14 protein-coding genes are annotated in these 18622 nt (G+C 68.9%); 5 read left to right on the top strand and 9 right to left on the bottom strand.

Annotated features, from left to right (window positions below):
* Nucleotides 1-8: 8 nt before the first annotated feature.
* The 3 genes from ACIHCM_RS15905 to ACIHCM_RS15895 all read right to left on the bottom strand — a co-directional run bounded on the left by ACIHCM_RS15905 (nucleotide 9) and on the right by ACIHCM_RS15895 (nucleotide 4027).
* Nucleotides 9-1349 carry a glycosyltransferase family 2 protein gene (locus tag ACIHCM_RS15905; protein WP_399895258.1) on the bottom strand — a complete coding sequence of 447 codons (1341 nt, stop codon included), beginning with the start codon at nucleotides 1347-1349 and terminating at the stop codon, nucleotides 9-11.
* Nucleotides 1350-1702: 353 nt separating this feature from the next.
* The gene (locus ACIHCM_RS15900) at nucleotides 1703-3094 is read right to left on the bottom strand and encodes a glycoside hydrolase family 26 protein (protein ID WP_399895255.1); all 1392 of its coding nucleotides are present in this window, start codon (nucleotides 3092-3094) and stop codon (nucleotides 1703-1705) included.
* Between the two features lie 48 nt (nucleotides 3095-3142).
* Nucleotides 3143-4027 (bottom strand): hypothetical protein, encoded by an 885-nt coding sequence (locus ACIHCM_RS15895; protein WP_399895252.1) that lies wholly within the window; start codon nucleotides 4025-4027, stop codon nucleotides 3143-3145.
* 74 nt (nucleotides 4028-4101) lie between these two features.
* On the opposite strand from ACIHCM_RS15895, the gene ACIHCM_RS15890 reads away from it, so the two are divergent.
* The 4 genes from ACIHCM_RS15890 (at nucleotide 4102) to glmM (ending at nucleotide 7189) form a co-directional block, all read left to right on the top strand.
* Entirely contained in the window at nucleotides 4102-4350 is a 249-nt protein-coding gene (locus tag ACIHCM_RS15890; protein ID WP_399895249.1) for a hypothetical protein, read from the top strand.
* 274 nt (nucleotides 4351-4624) lie between these two features.
* Nucleotides 4625-5068 (top strand): 50S ribosomal protein L13, encoded by a 444-nt coding sequence (gene rplM / locus ACIHCM_RS15885; RefSeq protein ID WP_076087999.1) that lies wholly within the window; start codon nucleotides 4625-4627, stop codon nucleotides 5066-5068.
* Between the two features lie 42 nt (nucleotides 5069-5110).
* Nucleotides 5111-5623 (top strand): 30S ribosomal protein S9, encoded by a 513-nt coding sequence (gene rpsI / locus ACIHCM_RS15880; RefSeq protein ID WP_010036632.1) that lies wholly within the window; start codon nucleotides 5111-5113, stop codon nucleotides 5621-5623.
* Nucleotides 5624-5830: 207 nt separating this feature from the next.
* The gene (gene glmM, locus ACIHCM_RS15875) at nucleotides 5831-7189 is read left to right on the top strand and encodes a phosphoglucosamine mutase (RefSeq protein WP_399895244.1); all 1359 of its coding nucleotides are present in this window, start codon (nucleotides 5831-5833) and stop codon (nucleotides 7187-7189) included.
* 116 nt (nucleotides 7190-7305) lie between these two features.
* Here glmM and ACIHCM_RS15870 read toward each other — a convergent pair whose 3' ends face one another.
* From ACIHCM_RS15870 to ACIHCM_RS15855, 4 genes are all read right to left on the bottom strand, one after another.
* Entirely contained in the window at nucleotides 7306-8247 is a 942-nt protein-coding gene (locus ACIHCM_RS15870) for a DUF389 domain-containing protein (RefSeq protein ID WP_399895241.1), read from the bottom strand.
* Nucleotides 8248-8263: 16 nt separating this feature from the next.
* On the bottom strand, nucleotides 8264-9250 hold the full coding sequence (gene coaA, locus ACIHCM_RS15865) for a type I pantothenate kinase (RefSeq protein ID WP_399895238.1): 987 nt from the start codon (nucleotides 9248-9250) through the stop codon (nucleotides 8264-8266).
* 193 nt (nucleotides 9251-9443) lie between these two features.
* Nucleotides 9444-10088 carry a DUF6193 family natural product biosynthesis protein gene (locus ACIHCM_RS15860; protein ID WP_399895235.1) on the bottom strand — a complete coding sequence of 215 codons (645 nt, stop codon included), beginning with the start codon at nucleotides 10086-10088 and terminating at the stop codon, nucleotides 9444-9446.
* A gap of 43 nt (nucleotides 10089-10131) precedes the next feature.
* Nucleotides 10132-15030 carry a ricin-type beta-trefoil lectin domain protein gene (locus ACIHCM_RS15855; RefSeq protein WP_399895232.1) on the bottom strand — a complete coding sequence of 1633 codons (4899 nt, stop codon included), beginning with the start codon at nucleotides 15028-15030 and terminating at the stop codon, nucleotides 10132-10134.
* Between the two features lie 552 nt (nucleotides 15031-15582).
* Between ACIHCM_RS15855 and glmS the strand changes: the two genes are divergently transcribed.
* Entirely contained in the window at nucleotides 15583-17430 is a 1848-nt protein-coding gene (glmS, locus tag ACIHCM_RS15850) for a glutamine--fructose-6-phosphate transaminase (isomerizing) (RefSeq protein WP_399895229.1), read from the top strand.
* On the opposite strand, the gene ACIHCM_RS15845 is transcribed toward glmS, so the two are convergent.
* Nucleotides 17391-17615, bottom strand: a complete 225-nt coding sequence (locus ACIHCM_RS15845) for a DUF397 domain-containing protein (RefSeq protein WP_399895226.1) — start codon at nucleotides 17613-17615, stop codon at nucleotides 17391-17393. The genes glmS and ACIHCM_RS15845 overlap by 40 nt on opposite strands.
* A gap of 8 nt (nucleotides 17616-17623) precedes the next feature.
* Nucleotides 17624-18460, bottom strand: coding sequence for a helix-turn-helix domain-containing protein (locus ACIHCM_RS15840; RefSeq protein ID WP_399895224.1), 837 nt, complete (start codon nucleotides 18458-18460; stop codon nucleotides 17624-17626).
* Nucleotides 18461-18622: the final 162 nt, after the last annotated feature.

Below are 18622 nucleotides of genomic sequence, written 5' to 3'. Positions count from 1 at the left end.
CTTCCGGGTCAGGCGGGCTTGGCGATGACGACGAACTTGTTCTCCTCGCGGCGGATGAACTTCATCAGGCCCTTGAAGCCGCCGAGCCCTTCAAGGAGGGAGAACAGGGGCAGCAGGAGGAGGACCGCGATGGGCTCCCACCACTTACGCTTGCCATTCACCGAGGCGATCGCATTGAGCCGCAGTCCTTCCCAGTACGCCCAGATCACATACGCGAAGCTGATCGACCACAGCACCACGACCGACTGCGTCACGGGCGAGGTGTTCATGTCGTTGATGAGCCAGCCCATGAGGAGCACCGTGCCGACGTGCTGCAGCGGGCCCAGGATCCAGCTGGTCACACACATGGTCATGAACCAGCGGTAACGGAACGGCACTTTGCGGTTGAAGCACAGGGCGACCAGGCCCCATGCCCAGCGCTCACGCTGCTTGACGAAGTCCTTCATGTTGGCCGGCGAGGCGCCGTAGCAGCGGCCGTTGAACCAGTCGCTGCGGCCCGGGTAGAGGCGGCAGAAGGTCAGGGCCAGCCGGGCGTCCTCGACGATCTCCTTGGGACCGAAGTCCCAGCCGATCTCGGCCTCGATGGACGCACGGATGACGAGGAGCTCGCCGTGCACACCGGCGGCCGGCGTGCCGAGTCCCGTGAAGGCACGGAATCGCGCGATGTCGTCCGCCGGGCGGATGGCGTCGGCGAACCACGTGAACATGTTGACCGCGTTCTCCCGCGGATACGTCAGGATGCCCTGCGCCATGTGCTTGACCTCGTCGTGGGGCGCACGGCGCTGGCGGTTGATGAACTGGGCGAGGGACGCGGCGGTGTCGGGGCCGACGCCGGTGTCGTCGTCCATGTGCAGGACCCAGACGTCCTCCAGGGCCTCGCCCTCCGCGATGCGCAGCTCGTGGGCGTAGTTGTTGGCGCGGGCCTTGAAGCGGGTGCCGTTCTCGGTCTCGTAGGCCTTCGGGACGGTGACCACGCGGATCAGCGGATGGCTCGCCGCAAGTGTGTCGATCCGGTCGGCGGCCTCGCAGCCCTCTTCGGTGAGGACATCCACGCGCATGTACGGGAACCACTCGGGGAGGTGTTCCACGTAGGAGAGGACGGACCGCTCCAGGGCCGGGTAGGTGTCGTGCCGGCCGATGGTGGGCACGAGCGTGATCAGGAAGTCCTGTTCCACCGGGGCGGGTGGGGTCATCAGATGGGCTTTGCGGGCCCGGCGGCGGATCAGTACGAAGCCCTGGATGGAGACGAGTACACCCGGGACAGGCAGGGCCCAGGTGATGGTGATCAGCCAGGCCAGCGGAGAGTCCGTGGGTGTGTACGACCAGAGGCTGAAGAAGAGCAGGACCACCAGTGGAATGAAAAACGGCAGAATGCCCGGCTTCCAGGCGGCGGTACGTTTTGCCAGTTTGGCGTTGTGCCGCGAATGCGGCATACCCCCGTCGACCAGTGTCGATGCCATGACGACTGCGGAACTCCCGTGAGATCGGTAGTGCGTCGAGGCAACAGATCTCGGTCATGGCACGGCGCAGCGCACCGCGACAGACTTGCTCCGGGTCTCTGCCCCCCGACGCCACCCTTGGCGTACTGGCACGCGCCGCTCAGATGCCCCCCCAGGCGCCAGAACCACGTGCCGAATAGATGTATGAGCCTGGCATATGCAGGCGGACATGTGAACACCTGTAAGGGAGATGTGTTGAAGATTTAACCAAGGTGCTTCTTGCGTGGCGATCCGAGGTCGAAGCCGCCGGTCCGGGGCGACTCACCCTTGATCACCCGGCTTGAGCCGTACGTGCGCTTCACATCGGCGCCGGTGTTCCTGCCCTGAGGCTCGGAGACGTTGTCGTAGGTGAGGGCCTGCCCCCATACCGTCCACAGCACCCACGGGGTCCTGTCCAGGGTGCTTGGCTGAGCCGCGTTGAGCGGGACGTGGAAGGACTCGGTGACGGCACGGGGTTTGCCGTACGGCTCCAGACCCCGATACCAGACCCCGGTCCAGTCCTCGCCGCGGAACGGCCGGGCGGGGGTGTCGCTGTAGTCGTCGACGCCCACGACGTCGACGTAGCGGCCACCCGGGTAGTAGGGCCCGGGGTTCTTGCCGTAGCGGCCGTCCCAGGAGTTCGGCGCCCACACGAAGATCAGGTTGTGCAGTCCGCGGCGGCCCACGAGGAAGTCGTACGTCAGACGCCACAGCCTCCGGAACGCGTCCGGGTCCTGGCCCGCCCACCAGAAGCCCCGGCCTGGCGCCGTGTTCATCTCGTGGTACGGCCGCAGCAGCACCGGCACCCCGCGGCCGGCGAGGTAGCCCAGGTGGTCGGCGAGGAAGCCGAGGTCGTGGAGCAGCGCCCCGTGCTCGGGGGTGCCCGGGGTGATGACCCGGGTGAACCAGCCGGGATCCCGCGCGCCGGGGGAGTTGCGGTGCTTGGTCTGTTCGAAGCCCTTGACCGGGCTGCCCGGGTACGGCTGGTGGAAGGAGAAGCCGACCAGGCCCGAAGGACCGCCGCCGTTGTGCGGCAGGGACACTTCGTCGCCGGAGGCGCAGTCCGTGTGGGTGCCGGAGGGGCGGTAGGAGCCGTCGGCCGTCCGGGGCAGGCCCGCCCACACGCCGACCGCCAGGTCGACGGCGTCGTCGACGTATCCCCAGTACCGGCGGCAGCCCGGCCATGCGCTGGAGTACGAGCGGGTCCGGCCCACCGCCCAGCCGCGCTGGCCGTAGCCCGGGCCGAGGTCCAGTTCGACGAAGCCCGGCAGCCGGCCGGTGATGTCCCGGGCCTTGCGGTAGTAGTAGCCCGGCTGCTTGGTGCCCCGGTAGTCGCCGTACCCCGGGTTGTACCGCTCGTTGTGCAGCTCCACGTGCTGGCCGATCACCGTGCGGCTCGGCCGACCCCGCCGCGCGTCGTTCTCCAGGGTCGCCAGCAGGGCGTACACCCGGCACGCGGCCGGGGTGGCTTGCGGGTCCCGTTTCCGCAGGTCGGTGGGTACCGACATGCCCTCGTCGCCGCCCGCTTTCCCGTCCGGCCAGGCCGCCCATATCCCGAGCGGCGCGAGCAGCGCGGCGCCGGCCCCGGCGCCGATCCACCCGAGGCGTCCGCGCATCCGCATCGCGTCACGTACCGAAGTGGGCGCGCGTGCCGGTGGGACGGGTCACTCGTTCGCCGCCGCCGAGGCCTGGGCCTCGCCCCGCCTGCGGATCTGGCGGAAGGTGAACTCGGCCAGGTCGTCGCCGGTGGAGAAGACGGCCGTGTCCTTGGGCGTCACGTCGTTGCCGTTGGTGAATCCGGAGAGGGTGAAGTAGGCGTAGCGGCCGTAGGAGTTGGTGGTGGAGCGGCAGACCGCGGCGTTGCAGAACGCCTTGACGCCGCCGCCGGACAGGGACTCCACAATGCTCTTGCTGTCGGCCTGCTTCTTGGCCCTGGCGGCCTTGGCCTCGGTGTCGAAGACGGCCACGCCGACCGTCACGGCCATGCCGTCCTTGGTGTAGGTGACGCGCAGCAGCCGGGTGCAGTCGTTGGCGGTGAGGACCTTCGGGAGGCTTCCCGCGGCGGCCGAGGCGCAGTTCTTGGTGTCGGCCGTCGGGCCCTTCTTGTAGACGGTCTCGCCCATGGTCAGCTGGGTGCCCGGGAAGAGACCGGCCGCGCTGAGCGGGGCGGTGTCCTTGGCCTTGCTGGAGACGAAGTCCTTCGGGTCCAGCGGCGGCGGCGCGCTGGTCGGCGCGAAGGACGGCGCCGGTGGGGTGGACGCGCCCGGGATGTCGGCGGTCGCGGGCAGCTGGGAGGTCGGGTTGTTCGACGCCTGGCCGCTGCCGTTCGCGGAGACGACGGCCACCGCGACGGCCGCGCCCACCGCGACGGTCGCGAGCGCGCCGCCGCCGATGAACAGCAGCCTGCGCCGCTTGTGGCGTGCCTCGGACGCCTCGGCGAGCGCCGCCCAGTCAGGCGTCTGGTCGCTGCCGCCGCTCCAGGGCTGCTGCTGCGAATGCGGTTTCCAGGGATCCCACTGGGACTGGGGTCCCCCCTGCCCATAGCTCATGGGGCGCAGTTTAGACGGGCCGAGGGGTGTGCTGGTCCGTCCCAACGAGCCCTGGAAGCCCTAGCGTTCGCTTCATGAGCACGGGCAAATACGGCATCTCCGGGTGGTTGGTACGAAGGGTCGCGGGCGGCCTGTGGGGGGTGCTCGGCGAGATCGCGGTCGGTCTCGTGCTCTCGGGGACACGGGTGCAGGGACCGTCGTACGACCTTCTGCTGCTGGTCGTGCCGCGTTGCTGCTCGACGCGGGCGCGCCGGCGCGGGCGACGGGTGTTCACGTTCTGTGTGGCGGCCGTGACCGTGCGGTGCGAGCGCGTGAGATCTTGAAAAAGAGAGGGTGCCGCGCCTTCGAATAGACTGCGGGACGGGATTCCGGAGTCGCGGCGCACCCGTTTTGACCGGGTGGACACGCCGCGGGTATCCTGCTTCTTCGTTGTGTATTGGCTTGCTCATTCTCACGGGACGGGCCCTTACACCGGTCCACCGGGCCGATGACCAGCGACCAGCACGCGGTTTGCGTCAACCGCTGTGCGGTCAGGGCTGTCGTGATCGTTTCGGTGACCTGTTCAGGACCATTCACTCGAAGCGAAGGCTACGAACCGTGCGTACGTACAGCCCCAAGCCCGGCGATGTGACGCGCCAGTGGCACGTCATTGACGCTCAGGACGTCGTCCTGGGCCGACTCGCCACCACTGCCGCCACCCTCCTCCGGGGCAAGCACAAGCCGATCTACGCGCCGCACGTCGACGCTGGTGACTTCGTCATCATCATCAACGCCGACAAGGTGCACCTCTCCGGCAACAAGCGGACCCAGAAGATGGCGTACCGCCACTCGGGCTACCCGGGTGGTCTGCGCTCCGTCCGCTACGACGAGCTGCTCGACAAGAACCCCGAGAAGGCCATCGAGAAGGCCGTCAAGGGCATGCTCCCCAAGAACACCCTGGGCCGTCAGATGCTCTCCAAGCTGAAGGTCTACCGCGGCGAGAACCACCCCCACGCTGCCCAGCAGCCGGTTCCGTTCGAGATCACCCAGGTCGCGCAGTAAGTCCGGCCACCCCCTAAGACTGAAGAGAATCTGAGGAGAATCGTGGCCGAGACCACTGCCGAGCAGCCGCTCGAAGAGCTTGACATCGACAGCTACACCACCGAGTCCGAGGTCCCCGTCGAGGGCGAGTACACCTCGGAGTCCATGGCCTCCCGCTTCGGCGAGCCGCAGCCGGCCGCCGGCCTGGGCCGTCGCAAGAACGCCATTGCCCGCGTCCGGATCGTTCCGGGCACCGGCAAGTGGAAGATCAATGGCCGCACCCTCGAGGACTACTTCCCGAACAAGGTGCACCAGCAGGAGGTCAACGAGCCCTTCAAGGTGCTCGAGCTCGAGGGCCGCTACGACGTCATCGCCCGTATCGCCGGTGGCGGCGTCTCCGGCCAGGCCGGTGCGCTCCGTCTCGGTGTCGCCCGTGCGCTGAACGAGGCCGACGTCGACAACAACCGCGGTGCGCTGAAGAAGGCGGGCTTCCTGCGCCGCGACGACCGTGCGGTCGAGCGCAAGAAGGCCGGTCTGAAGAAGGCCCGCAAGGCTCCGCAGTACAGCAAGCGCTAATCGCGGGCTGTACTCCGAACGCCCCGACGGCACGCCACTGTGCCGCCGGGGCGTTCGTTTATCAACTGGCACAGGCGTATAACGGCACAAGACGCTCAAAATCTTGTGTGATGGGATGGCCAGGCAGCATATGCCTGGGACCCGGGAGCCACGAGCACGGGACGCACCCGCGGGGCTACCGGGACTGACGTTTCCTCAGGAGGACAAGTGGGACGACTCTTCGGCACGGACGGCGTGCGCGGTGTCGCCAACGCGGATCTGACGGCCGAGATGGCGCTCGGTCTGTCCGTCGCGGCGGCCCACGTACTGGCCGAGGCGGGCACCTTCGCCGGCCACCGGCCGACGGCGGTGGTCGGGCGGGACCCGCGCGCTTCCGGAGAGTTCCTGGAGGCCGCGGTGGTCGCGGGCCTCGCCAGCGCGGGCGTGGACGTCCTGCGGGTCGGCGTGCTGCCGACGCCGGCGGTGGCGCATCTGACCGGGGCGCTGGGGGCCGACCTCGGTGTCATGCTCTCCGCCAGCCACAACGCCATGCCGGACAACGGCATCAAGTTCTTCGCGCGCGGTGGGCACAAGCTGCCGGACGACCTCGAGGACCGGATCGAGTCCGTCTACGAGGAGCACCGGCGCGGTGAGCCCTGGGAGCGGCCGACCGGGTCCGGCGTCGGACGGGTGCGGGACTACGAGCAGGGGGCCGACCAGTACGTCGGCCATCTGCTCGACGTACTGCCGAACCGGCTGGACGGGCTGAAGATCGTCCTCGACGAGGCGCACGGGGCGGCGGCGCGGGTGTCGCCGGAGGCCTTCGCACGGGCCGGGGCCGAGGTCGTCACGATCGGGGCCGAGCCGGACGGGCTGAACATCAACGACGGGTGCGGGTCGACGCACCTGGGACCGCTGAAGGCCGCGGTCGTCGAGCACGGGGCCCACTTCGGTATCGCGCACGACGGTGACGCGGACCGGTGCCTCGCCGTGGACCACACCGGTGAGGAGGTGGACGGCGACCAGATTCTGGCCGTGCTCGCGCTGGCGATGCGGGAGCGTTCCGCACTGCGCTCCGGCACCGTTGTCGCGACCGTGATGTCGAATCTGGGCTTCAAGCTCGCCATGGAGCGCGAGGGCATTCAGCTGGTGCAGACCGCGGTGGGCGACCGGTACGTGCTGGAGGAGATGAAGGAGCACGGCTACGCCCTCGGCGGCGAGCAGTCCGGGCACGTGATCATCCTCGACCACGCGACGACCGGGGACGGCACGCTCACGGGGCTGCTGCTGGCGGCGCGGGTCGCGCAGAGCGGGCGGTCGCTGCGGGAGCTGGCCGGTGTGATGGAGCGGCTGCCGCAGGTGCTGATCAATGTGCCGGACGTGGACAAGTCGCGGGTGCGCACGTCCGCGGACCTGGCTGCCGCCGTCGGGGAGGCCGAGCGGGAGCTGGGAGCGACCGGGCGGGTGCTGCTGCGGCCGTCGGGGACCGAGCCGCTGGTCCGGGTCATGGTCGAGGCGGCGGACATCGACCAGGCGCGGTCCGTGGCCGGTCGGCTGGCCGATGCGGTGAAGTCGGCGTTGGGTTAGCGCCGGGGGTGGGGTGCTGCCGGTGCCGGTGCCGGTATCGGCGTCGATGCCCGTGCCCGGCCGGGCCGGCCGTGGGTTGCCGCGCAGTTCCCCGCGCCCCTTTCATCCGGCGTCGGTCATCCGGCCTCGGTCATCTGAGGTCGGCGGGACGACCAGAACCACTTCTGGGCCAGCAGGGTGAGGGTGCCCGCGAGGACGATGCCGAGCAGGTTGAGCAGGAGCTGTTCCGTGGAGCCGACAGTCTGCTTGGTGTCGCCGTAGCTCAGGGCCACGGCGGCGTTCGCCGCGGCGGGGATCGTGGTCACCGAGATCGCGACACCCACCAGGGCGCCCGACTTCGAGGACGTCAGCGAGAGGGTGCCCGCGATGCCGGCCAGGACCGCCACGACGAAGGAGAACCAGTCGGGGGCCCAGACGAACCCGGTCTGCGGCCGGTCGGCCTCCAGCCGGCCCTCGGTGAACAGGCCCACGGCGTCCATGAACAGGCTGAAGCCGACGGTCACCGCCATCGCCACCGTGAAGCCCACGAGCAGGGCGATCAGCGAGCGCAGGGCCAGGCGGGGGCGGCGCTGGACCAGGGCGGTGCTGATGCCGGTGAGCGGGCCGAACTCCGGGCCGACCGCCATCGCGCCCACGATCAGGATCGCGTTGTCCAGGACGACACCGCAGGCCGCGATCATCGTGGCCAGCGTGATGAACGCGAGGTAGGTGACCGAGAGGGTCGACTCCTCGTGCGTCGCCTCGGTCAGGTGCTCCCACAGCACCGCGTCCGCGGCCTCGCCGGGGGCGTCCTTCTCGGCCTTGACGGCGCGCTTGGACAGCGACAGATCGATGTCCTCGACGGCGATCGAACCGCAGTCCTCGATGCCCAGTTCCTGGAGTCTGCCGAGGAGTTCGTCGCCGGCCTCGCGGGCGACGTCACAGGTCACCACATCTCCGGCAGGATTGCGGGCGGCGCCCGTCAGCACGCAGAGATGGGTGGTGCCGACGGTTTGCTCGATGGTGCGGACCACGTCGTCGGTCTTGTCGGACGGTGTGATGACCCTCAGATGCAGCATGGCGGCAGAGTAACGGTCAGAGCTTGCGCAGCCGGAGGCGTTGCACCTTGTGGTCGGGGCCCTTGCGGACGACCAGGGTGGCGCGGCCGCGGGTGGGGGCGATGTTCTCCACCAGGTTGGGCTTGTTGATGGTCCGCCACAGGGTGCGGGCGTAGTCGACGGCCTCTTCCTCGGAGACCTGGGTGTACTTGCGGAAGTAGGAGTCCGGCTTCTGGAAGGCCGTCTGGCGGAGCTTCTTGAAGCGGTTGAGGTACCAGCGCTCGATGTCCTCCGCGCTCGCGTCGACGTACACGCTGAAGTCGAAGTAGTCGGCGAGGCCGACCCGGGTGCGGCCGTCCTTGCCGGGGAGGGCGGGCTGGAGCACGTTCAGGCCCTCGACGATCAGGATGTCGGGGCGGCGGACGACGAGTCGTTCGCCCGGGACGATGTCGTAGATGAGGTGGGAGTAGACGGGGGCGGTGACCTCGTCCTTGCCGGCCTTGATGTCGGCGACGAAACGGGTCAGGGCGCGGCGGTCGAAGGACTCGGGGAAGCCCTTGCGGGACATCAGGCCCCGGGATTCCAGCTCCTTGGTGGGGAGCAGGAAGCCGTCGGTCGTGACCAGTTCCACGCGCGGGTGCTCCGGCCAGCGGGAGAGCAGGGCCTGGAGCAGGCGGGCGACCGTGGACTTGCCGACGGCGACCGAGCCGGCGACGCCTATGACGAAGGGCGTGCCGGACTGGGAGCCCTGCTCGCCGAGGAAGGTGTTGAGGGCGCCGCGGAGGGCGTCGGTGGCGCCGACGTAGAGATTGAGGAGGCGGGAGAGCGGGAGGTAGATGTCCCGCACCTCGTCGAGGTCGATGACGTCACCGAGGCCGCGCAGCTTCTCGACTTCCTCCGCCGTCAGAGGCAGCGGCGTCTTGTCGCGCAGCGCGCTCCACTCGGCGCGGGTGAGATCGACGTAGGGAGTCGCCTCCGGGCGGGGCCGGTGGGCGCTCCGTGTCGGGGAGACCGGAGAGATCACAGTCCATTGTTACGGGAGTGTGGACGGCAGGGGGCGTGGGATGCGTCACGGCCGCGACCGGACCTGCTCGGGCGAGGCGGTCGAGCTGCTCCGGAAGGAGCTCCTCCATGTCGTTGGAACGCGCAACCAGGAACACGAAGACGCCCCGCCGGAGGTTGTCCGGCGGGGCTTCGACTTCATCGGTCGGTCGAGATCACTGTTCGGTCAAGGCAGCTCGAAGGTGAGTGATCAGATCATCGGCCCGCACCTCGACCCAGTCGGCCCCGGGCACCCCTGCGCGCACCTCGTAGCGCTCCCCGTCCAGTTCATGCACCAGGACCTGGCGGCTCGCCGCGTGCAACAGATCCACCCGGAGGCGGACGGCACCGTGCGAGATCACCGGGAACATGTGCCGCAGTACCGGGTCCGCGTGGAGGCGGCGGAGGAGGCCCTGTTGCCTCTGGTGGAACTCGGATGACAGGAGGTCTGCCCACTGCGCAGAAGTGGGTTCCCCCTTCTCCAGCGCCCTGCCGAATTCGTCGAGCTCCAGGAACTCGAATCTCGCCGCCAGCTCGTCGAGCGGCACCTCCTCCCGCCATGCGGCGACCGCGTTCACGAGCCTGCCGAGATCGTCGGTCGAGCCGATCTCCCAGGAGAACCCGGGGACGTCCCAGGTGAACCCGGGAACGAGGACACGCAGCCGGAACAAACGTTCCTCGGTCGCCGGATCGACCAGCACGAGCCCCCTTGTCGTCTCGACGACGACGGCGTCCGCGGCCGAGGGCGACAGCCAGATTTCGCCCACGCTTAGCTTCGTGGCATCTCTCATCGCCGACACGAGGCCGCCCGCGGCGGTCACGTCCGGGTACAGGTCTTTCCGGTGGGTATTCATGGTCGATTCCTCAGCAGTGGCAGTAACCGATGACCGAACCCTTCACGGGGGGAAGGTCTCCCTTCAGCACCGACAGGTCCGGCATGGGTGTCGGGGGATCCAGTCGCATGGCTCCTCCTGGACCTGACGGGGAGTAGAACTTGATCGAACTCCACGAACGCTGGCCGTTGACGAGTGCCCTAGCGATCATGGACATCTCGTAGTCCGTGGCAGCAGCTCCGGCCTCACCGCCCTTCAGGCCACGCTGGGCAGCATCCATGAAGGTTCCGTGGTCGGCCAGTCCCGTCATGTTGATGTGCAGCGTCACGCTCGGGTCGGCGATGGCCATTTCCGCGATGCGCGCGAAGTCCCTCGGGGACACGTTGGAGAAGGTGGTGAACTTGTTCTCGGGCAGCCCGGCCCATTCGTCGAGCTTCCCGTTCCGCTGCCACCCCAACGCCACGTTGCAGTTGTGGACGAGGACCGGAGTGGTGCCCGCCAGCACGAAGAACGTGTGCAGGTCGTCGACCGTGAGGTCGTAGACCGTGCGCGGAGCCAGGCCCGAGCGGTCGTGGAGAGCGGTCAGCGCGCGGACGGAGCCGTCCGGGGTGCGCAGACGGTCGCCGACGCGCAGGTCGGAGACCAGCGTCCAGCCCCGGTCCACCACGTAGAACTTGTGGCCGGCGGTGCTCTCCAGCCTCCCCCCACCGGCAACGGTGATGTCCACCAGCCGCTGGGTGTCGTGCTTGAACGTGTCGGTGACCTGCCGGGCCCGCAACTGGCCGGAAGCCGGATCCGTGGCCTTGACGAGGTCTCCCACGCCCAGCCGGCTGATGGGCCGGTGTGAGCCGTCCGCCATAAGCACCTTGGTGGTGCCGGGGAAGCTGTTCACCTTGCAGGCGGTGTACAGGTCTTCGTGGGCGTTGATGATCCCGTTGAGTTTGGCCAGGGTCCCGGGGTCCAGGTCGAGGGCCTTGAGAGCGTGGAACGCGTCACGGACCCCGACGCCGGTCTTCATCGCGGCATCCAGCGCCCGGATGCCGTCGAACACCTTGCCCAGCGCCTTGCCCGGAATGAAGTTGCTCAGGGCCCAGGCGCAGCCGCTGGCGCTGCCGTGCCAGCAGTCGACGAAGTCCTGGACCAGGACCGCCTTGATGAGCTTGTACGTGAGGGTCTGCTGGATGAGCTCCAGCTTCGAGAAGTACCGGGTGACGTCCTTCTTCAGTCCTGGGATGCGCTTGCTCTCGATCAGCAGCGTGTCCGCCGACGGGCAGCCGCCGGCGTCGGCCGGCGTGTCGGGGCTGGTGCAGAGGAAGAAGTCGACCACCGCGCTGAAGGTGACCGTGAACGTGGTGGTGCAGCCTTCGAAGCCCACCGTTATCTCACAGGGGTCGTGCTGCTTGGCGTCGGTGATCTCGATGGTGTCCTCGTCGACGACGTACCACGTGCCGCCGACTCCGGTGCCCGCCCCGGTGGAGACCTGCTTGTTCGCGGCGTTGCGTGCCGCCTCCTCGGCTGCCTTCTGCGCCTCCTGTGCGTACTTCAGAGCGTCCTTGGCGGCTTGTTCGGCTTCGGTGGCGGCGGCGTCGGCGCGGTCGGCGGCTGCCCGTGCGTCCTTGGCGGACTGTTCGGCCGCGGCTGCGGCGTCGCGTGCGGCCTGGGCATCGAGGGCGGCCTGGTCGGCGGAGGCGCGGGCTTCCCTGGCGTAGCCCTCAGCGCGGCCAGCGGCCTTGTCGGCGGCGTCGGCGTCTTCGGCGGCCTGCCGGTCGTACTCGATGGTGCGGGCCAGTGACGCCGACGCCTTCGAAGCGGCTGCGGCGGCGTCGGCCGCATGGCCGAGGGCCTCCTTGGAGTACCCGCGGGCGGTGGCCGCGTGTGCGGCGGCGTTGGCCGCGTGCTGGTAGGCGATCTTCACGTCGCCCGTCGCCTGGTCGGCGAGGTTCTTCGCCGCGGCCGCTTCCGCCTGCGCGTTCTTGCTGTGGGCGTCGGCGACGGCCTTCTGCTGGTCGGCGATCGACTTCGACGCCTGCCCGGTCAGTACGACCAGATCGGCGGCCGCGTCGGTGGTCACGTAGGGCGAGCCGAGCTCGATCGCGTCGTTGGCCGGCTTGGCGACCTGGGCGGCGGCGTTGCCCGCGTCGACCGCGGCCTGCGCGGTGACATGGGCGAAGCCCGCGGCCTTGGCCGAGGCGGCCAGGGCCTTGCCGGCCTCCTTGCTCGCCTCGTCCGCCTGGGACTTGGCGGCCTTGGCCAGTTTCTCCGCTTCGTCCGCCAGCTCGACGGCCGTCTTGGCCTCGGAGGAGGCATGCTGGGACGCCTCGATGGCGTCGGCCACGGCGCTGGTCGCGGTCGCGACCGCGGCGTCGGCCCTCAGTTTGGCGGCCTGTGCGGCGTCCGCGTTCGCCCGGGACCGCTTGGCCGCCGCTTCCGCGCGGGTGGCCGCCGCGTCCGCCTCGGCCGCGGCCCCGGTCGCCGCGTCCGCCGCGGCCCGGGCACGGCCGGCGGCAGCCTCGGCGTCGTCCGCGTGCTGGTCCGCCGCGTCCGCTGCCGCCCTGGACTCCTTGGCACTGCTGTCCGACTCATGAGCCTCGGCGTACGCCTCCTTGGCGTCCGCCTTGGCACGGGCCGCGTCCGCCTTCTGCGCGGCGTCCCACGCGTCGGCGTTGAGATCACGGGCGTGGTCGCGCGATTTGACCGCGTCGTTCTTCCGCGCGACCGCGATCCGCTCGGCCGCCTCCGCCCTTTCCTTGGCGTCCTGGGCGTTCGCCGCCTCGGCCTGTGCGGTCCTCTTGTGCTGAGCCGCCTCGGCCTGCTTGGCCGCCGCGGTGTCCTTCTCCGCCTTGGCCGTCTTCTCCTCCGCCTCGGCCGCGAGCCGCTTGGCGTGTGCGTCAGCGGCAGCCGCCTTCGCGTCCGCCTCCGCCTTCAGCGCCTCGGCAAGCTTGGCCTCCGCGGTCTCCTTGTCCTTCTTGGCGTTGTCCCTGTGCAGCTTGGCCGCGTCGGACGCCGCCTTGGCCTGCAATTCGGCCTTGTGCGCGGCCTCCTTGCGGAACTCCGCGTTGACCTGCGCGGCTTGAGCGAGCGCCCGCTGGGAGATGGTCTGGCTGTCGCCGGCGGATGCGCGGGTCGCTGCCTCGGCGGTCTCGGCGGCCTTCACCATCGCCGTCAGCGCCGCCACCGTGCCCCGGGTGACCTGTGCCTTCTGCTGGCCGACCAGAAGACCACGGCCCCGCGGCACCCCAGCGGCATCGGCGATGCCGTACGCCGCCTGCTCGGCGGAATCTGAGGCCGTGGCGGCCTTCTTGGCGTTCTCCAACTGGGTCTTCAGGGCGGTCACATACGTCTTCGCCGCCGTCTGGGCGCTGGTGACGACCTTCTTCGCCTTGTCGAACTCCGCCTTCTCCGGATACAGGGGGCTGTCCGTGCCCTGGTGACCGGACGGCTTGATCAGGAACTTCTGCGATGCGGCGTCCTTGCAGTCCCACAGCCGCGCGTCCGTGCTCTTGGTGAACGCGCTCAGGTCCAGGCACTTGCCCGTGGACACACTCTTCAGGGGCGAGCCGGCACGGACGTCGCCCTTCCAAGACTGTCCCTCGGACTTGTAGCAGTCCGATATCTGGATCTTCGTGCCGTTCGCCGACGCGTTCCCGGCCACGTCCAAGCACTTCTGCGAGTTGACGTTCCGGAGGTGGAGGTCGTCCTCGCTGCCCTCAAGGGTCCACTGCTGGGCCGCGCTGCCGTTGCAGGTGTAGATCTGGACCGGCGTGCCGTTGGTCTTGGCACCGCCCTGGACGTCCAGGCAACTGCCCCTGGCGCCCGGCACCTCGATCGTCACAGGACTGTCGCCGATCCAGCCCAGCCCTCCGGCCGACCAGTAGTCCTGCCAACGGGTGGCGTAGTCCGCGAGCCACGACTGGCCGAGGACCTGGCCCAGGGTGAACGTGCCGTCCCGCAACGCCTTCGTGGCGGTGGCGCCGGCGGTGAGGATCTGCTGCCGCTGCGTGGCCTGCGAGGTGATCTCCTGCTGCCACTCGGCGGACGCCTGGGCCACCTCCTTGCCGAGAACCCGGTTCGGGTCGATGGGGGCGTGCCACGCGCACGACGCGAAGCGTGCCTTCAAGTCCTCCACCGCGATGCGGAACTCCGGGGTGTCCGGGGCCGGGGCCGTGCGGGGGAAGCCGCCCGACGCCAGGAAGATCCGGGCGTCATCGGCGAAGACGCGGGGCACGAACAGCACATTGGGTTCGATCTTCCCGCTGTTCTTCTTCCACAGCTTCCACGCCTGCTGCTCCTGCGGTGTCCCGCCGGTGGTGTACAGCTGATCGCCGATCGTGAGGGCGGCGGCCTTGGTCTTGTCGTCGGCGGTGGGCGACGGATCGTAGAACGGGGAGAACACGTCGACCGACTTGCTGTACGACTGCCACAGCCACGGAAGCAGGCCGGTCCTGTCGTAGATCTCGTTCTCTCCGCGCGGTTCACCGGGGTAGGAGCTGAGGCCGGTGACGCCGTTGGAGAACGCACGCTCCTGGTCGTTGACCTTCTTGACCCACTGGTCGGTGTCGGCGCTGTCCGCCCTGGAGGCCTGATGCAGGGGCGTGGTGTCGTCGAAGAGGTCCCGCTTGAGCTTCTGGTGGAGCTGGTCGGGCGGCAGCACGATGGCGTTCTGCGCGAGGGCGAACATGTTCGGCCCGCCCTTGCGCAGGGCCTCGACGGCCACGCACTGGTCCTCGCGCAGCTGTTCGGCCGCTTTCGTGTCGAAGCCGTCGTACGAGTCGCCCGCCGCGGCCGCGAGCTGCTGGGTGTCCTGGCCGAGCCGGCCCGACTGGACGGTCAGCCCTCCGAGGACGGCCAGAGCGGCGACGGACGTGACGGCAGAGGTGAACGTCGCGGATGTTCGTGATCTGGGGTTGAACAACCTCGATCTGAATCGCAAAGGGGCATCCTTCGTAGCGAGCGAGAGCAGGCGGGGGTGACCGCCGGAAGATGCGGCGGGATGCGCGCGGGTCAGCTCGCCGTCCCGGAGTGGGAACGGGGGTCGCGGACGGCAGCAGCGGCCGAGCAGGCGTGCACAGCGTGCCGGTGTCGCGGCATGGAGATCCTTCCCCCGTGACGGCACTGTTCCCCCGGCCGCCGAATGACGCGCGCGTTGACGGAACTGGTCATGATCCGGTCACGCGAGGCCCAACGATAGTCATATGACGACAGGTTGGGGCAAGAGGTGACACCGGCCGCTGAGGGGGCTGGCGTGAACACGACTACCCGGCGGTAACCCCGGAGGTGTGGTCACTCGTCTCCCGCACCAGGGACTTCTGTGTGCTTCCTGTGTGGAGACGGTGATGGCGTCGCCTGTGGTGTCTCACTGAGGATGGCTGAAAATAGGTCACCCCGTCAGGGGGCCTGGCCGCGTTCGTACTCTCGTGGGAATTTCCGATTTCGGGCACGCGGAAGGCTTTTTGGGTGGCTGTCGGATCGTAGGCTGCCCGTCATGTGCGGAATCGTGGGATACGTGGGGTCGCAGTCGGCGCTGGACGTGGTGACGGCGGGGCTGAAGCGACTGGAGTACCGGGGGTACGACTCGGCGGGCGTCGCCGTGCTCGCGGACGGTGGGCTGGCGTCGGCGAAGAAGGCCGGGAAGCTGCTCAACCTGGAGAAGGAACTGGTGGAGCGGCCGTTGCCGACCGGTTCGACGGGGATCGGGCACACGCGGTGGGCCACGCACGGCGGCCCCACGGATGCGAACGCGCATCCGCACGTCGACAACGCCGGGCGGGTCGCCGTGGTTCACAACGGGATCATCGAGAACTTCGCGAGCCTGCGGGCCGAGCTGGCGGAGCGTGGCCACGACCTGGCGTCGGAGACCGACACCGAGGTCGTCGCCCACCTGCTCGCCGAGGAGTTCTCGGCCTGCGCGGACCTCGCGGAGGCGATGCGGCGGGTGTGCCGGCGGCTGGAAGGGGCGTTCACGCTGGTCGCGGTGCACGCGGACGTACCGGACGTGGTCGTGGGGGCGCGGCGGAACTCGCCGCTGGTGGTGGGCGTGGGAGAAGGCGAGTCCTTTCTCGCCTCGGACGTCGCCGCGTTCATCGCCCACACGCGGTCGGCGGTCGAGCTGGGGCAGGACCAAGTGGTGGAGCTGCGCCGGGACGGGGTCACGGTGACGGGCTTCGACGGCCGGCCGGCGGACGTGCGTTCGTACCACATCGGCTGGGACGCTTCGGCCGCGGAAAAAGGGGGCTATGACTACTTCATGCTCAAGGAGATCGCCGAGCAGCCCAAGGCTGTCGCCGATACGCTGCTGGGGCGCATCGACGCGTCCGGCTCGCTGACGCTGGACGAGGTGCGGATCCCTCCCGGGGTGCTGCGGGAGGTCGACAAGGTCGTCATCGTCGCGTGCGGTACGGCCTTCCACGCCGGGCTGATCGCCAAGTACGCCATCGAGCACTGGACCCGGATCCCGTGCGAGGTGGAGCTGGCGAGTGAGTTCCGGTACCGGGATCCGATCCTCGACCAGCAGACGCTCGTCATCGCCATCTCCCAGTCCGGCGAGACCATGGACACCCTCATGGCGCTGCGGCACGCCCGTGAGCAGGGCTCCCGGGTCCTGGCCATCTGCAACACCAACGGCTCGACGATCCCCCGTGAGTCGGACGCGGTGCTGTACACGCACGCCGGGCCGGAGGTCGCGGTGGCGTCCACGAAGGCGTTCCTCACCCAGCTGGTGGCCTGCTATCTCGTCGCGCTGTACCTGGGTCAGGTCCGGGGCACCAAGTGGGGCGACGAGATCCAGGACGTGATCCGGGATCTGTCGCACATCTCGGGTGCGGTGGAGCGGGTCCTGGAGACCATGGAGCCGGTTCGGGAGCTGGCGCGCTCGCTCAGCGCGAAGAACACGGTGCTCTTCCTGGGGCGGCACGTCGGGTATCCGGTCGCGCTCGAAGGCGCCCTGAAACTCAAGGAACTGGCCTACATGCACGCCGAGGGCTTCGCGGCGGGCGAGCTCAAGCACGGGCCGATCGCCCTCATCGAGGACGACCTCCCCGTGGTCGTCGTCGTCCCCTCACCCCGGGGGAGGTCCCTGATCCACGACAAGATCGTGTCCAACATCCAGGAGATCCGGGCCCGGGGCGCGCGGACCATCGTGATCGCGGAGGAGGGCGACGAGGCGGTGGTGCCGTACGCCGACCACCTGGTGTGGATCCCGGTGACACCGACGCTGCTTCAGCCGCTGGTGGCGGCGGTGCCGTTGCAGGTGTTCGCGTGCGAGCTGGCGACGGCGCGGGGGAACGAGGTGGATCAGCCTCGGAACCTGGCCAAGTCGGTGACCGTGGAGTAGGGCCTCGCCTTCAGGGCGTCGAGAAAGGGGGCGAAGGCTCCGGTCGGGAAGGTGAGGATTGCGCTGGCCGGGGCCTTGGAGTCGCGTATGGCTATGTGGGTGGGGGAGTTGGCGATTTCCACGCAGGCGTTGCCGTCGCCCTCACCTGAGTAGGAGGACTTCCGCCAGTTGTCGGGGATGGTCATGGAGTGCCTCACAGCTCTTTCGTCAGCTCGTGGATGAAGTCACGCGACCGTTCGGGTTCGAGTGATACAGCTTCTACCCTACGGAAGCGCGTTCGATAGGCGTTGAGTTGAGCCTCGGAATCGAGCAAGGCCGAGCCATGGGGTGCGTCGCGGATCACTGTGTCCAGCTTGGGTAGCGGGCCACCCACATACGTCATCGTGCTCGAGGCTCTGGCGAAGCCGTCCCGGTCGAGGGGGATGACGCGCACGGTGATGTTGTCCGCGTCGGAGAGTTCCAGGACCTTCGTGAGTTGAGCTCGGGCGGCGGGACGGTCGCTGACCCGGATCCGTAGGGCCGACTCGTGGATCACCAACTCGTACGGGTGAAGGATCTGCTGGCGTCTCAGTCGATGGCGGACGCGCAACGCCAGTTCCTCGTATGTGAGTTCCGGGATCCTGGAAGAGAAGACCGCGCGGGCGTAGTCCTCTGTCTGTAGCAGGCCCGGTACGTACATGATCGCCACCTCGTGCAGGAATGTGGCGTTGTGTTCGAGTTCGGCGAGGTCCAGGAACGGCGTGGGCAGGAGACCCCGGTACTCCTCCCACCAACCGCGTGTCCGTTCGGTGGCCATGGCGACCAGGGTGTCGATGAAGTTCTCGTCCGTGCAAGCGTAGTGGGACGCGAGGCGGCGGAGCCGCTCCTCGCTCACGCCCGTGAGCCCGGATTCGATGTGGCTGATCTGCACGCGTCCCGTCCCGAGCAGTGCTGCGGCCTCGCGGGCGGTGAGGCCTGCCGCCTCGCGGAGTTTGCGCAACTCGACACCCAGGCGCACCTGGCGTGCCGTTGGTTCACGCCTCAGGACCATCGATTGCTCCTCAGCTCAACCCGCCTGCTGCTGTGACTCGTTGGCGTCAGATTACGCGATCAGGTTGCTTGGGATGACAAGTTAGCCCTACCGTCGGTGATGCGGCGCACACGCTGCGCAATGCCGGGCGCCGGAAGCGCACCGCTCCGTCCTGCCATGACG

This window comes from Streptomyces sp. NPDC052023 (assembly GCF_044548465.1).
Lineage (GTDB): Bacteria > Actinomycetota > Actinomycetes > Streptomycetales > Streptomycetaceae > Streptomyces.
Note: the sequence above shows the minus strand (reverse complement) of the source record. Positions and strands in the feature narration are given on the sequence as shown.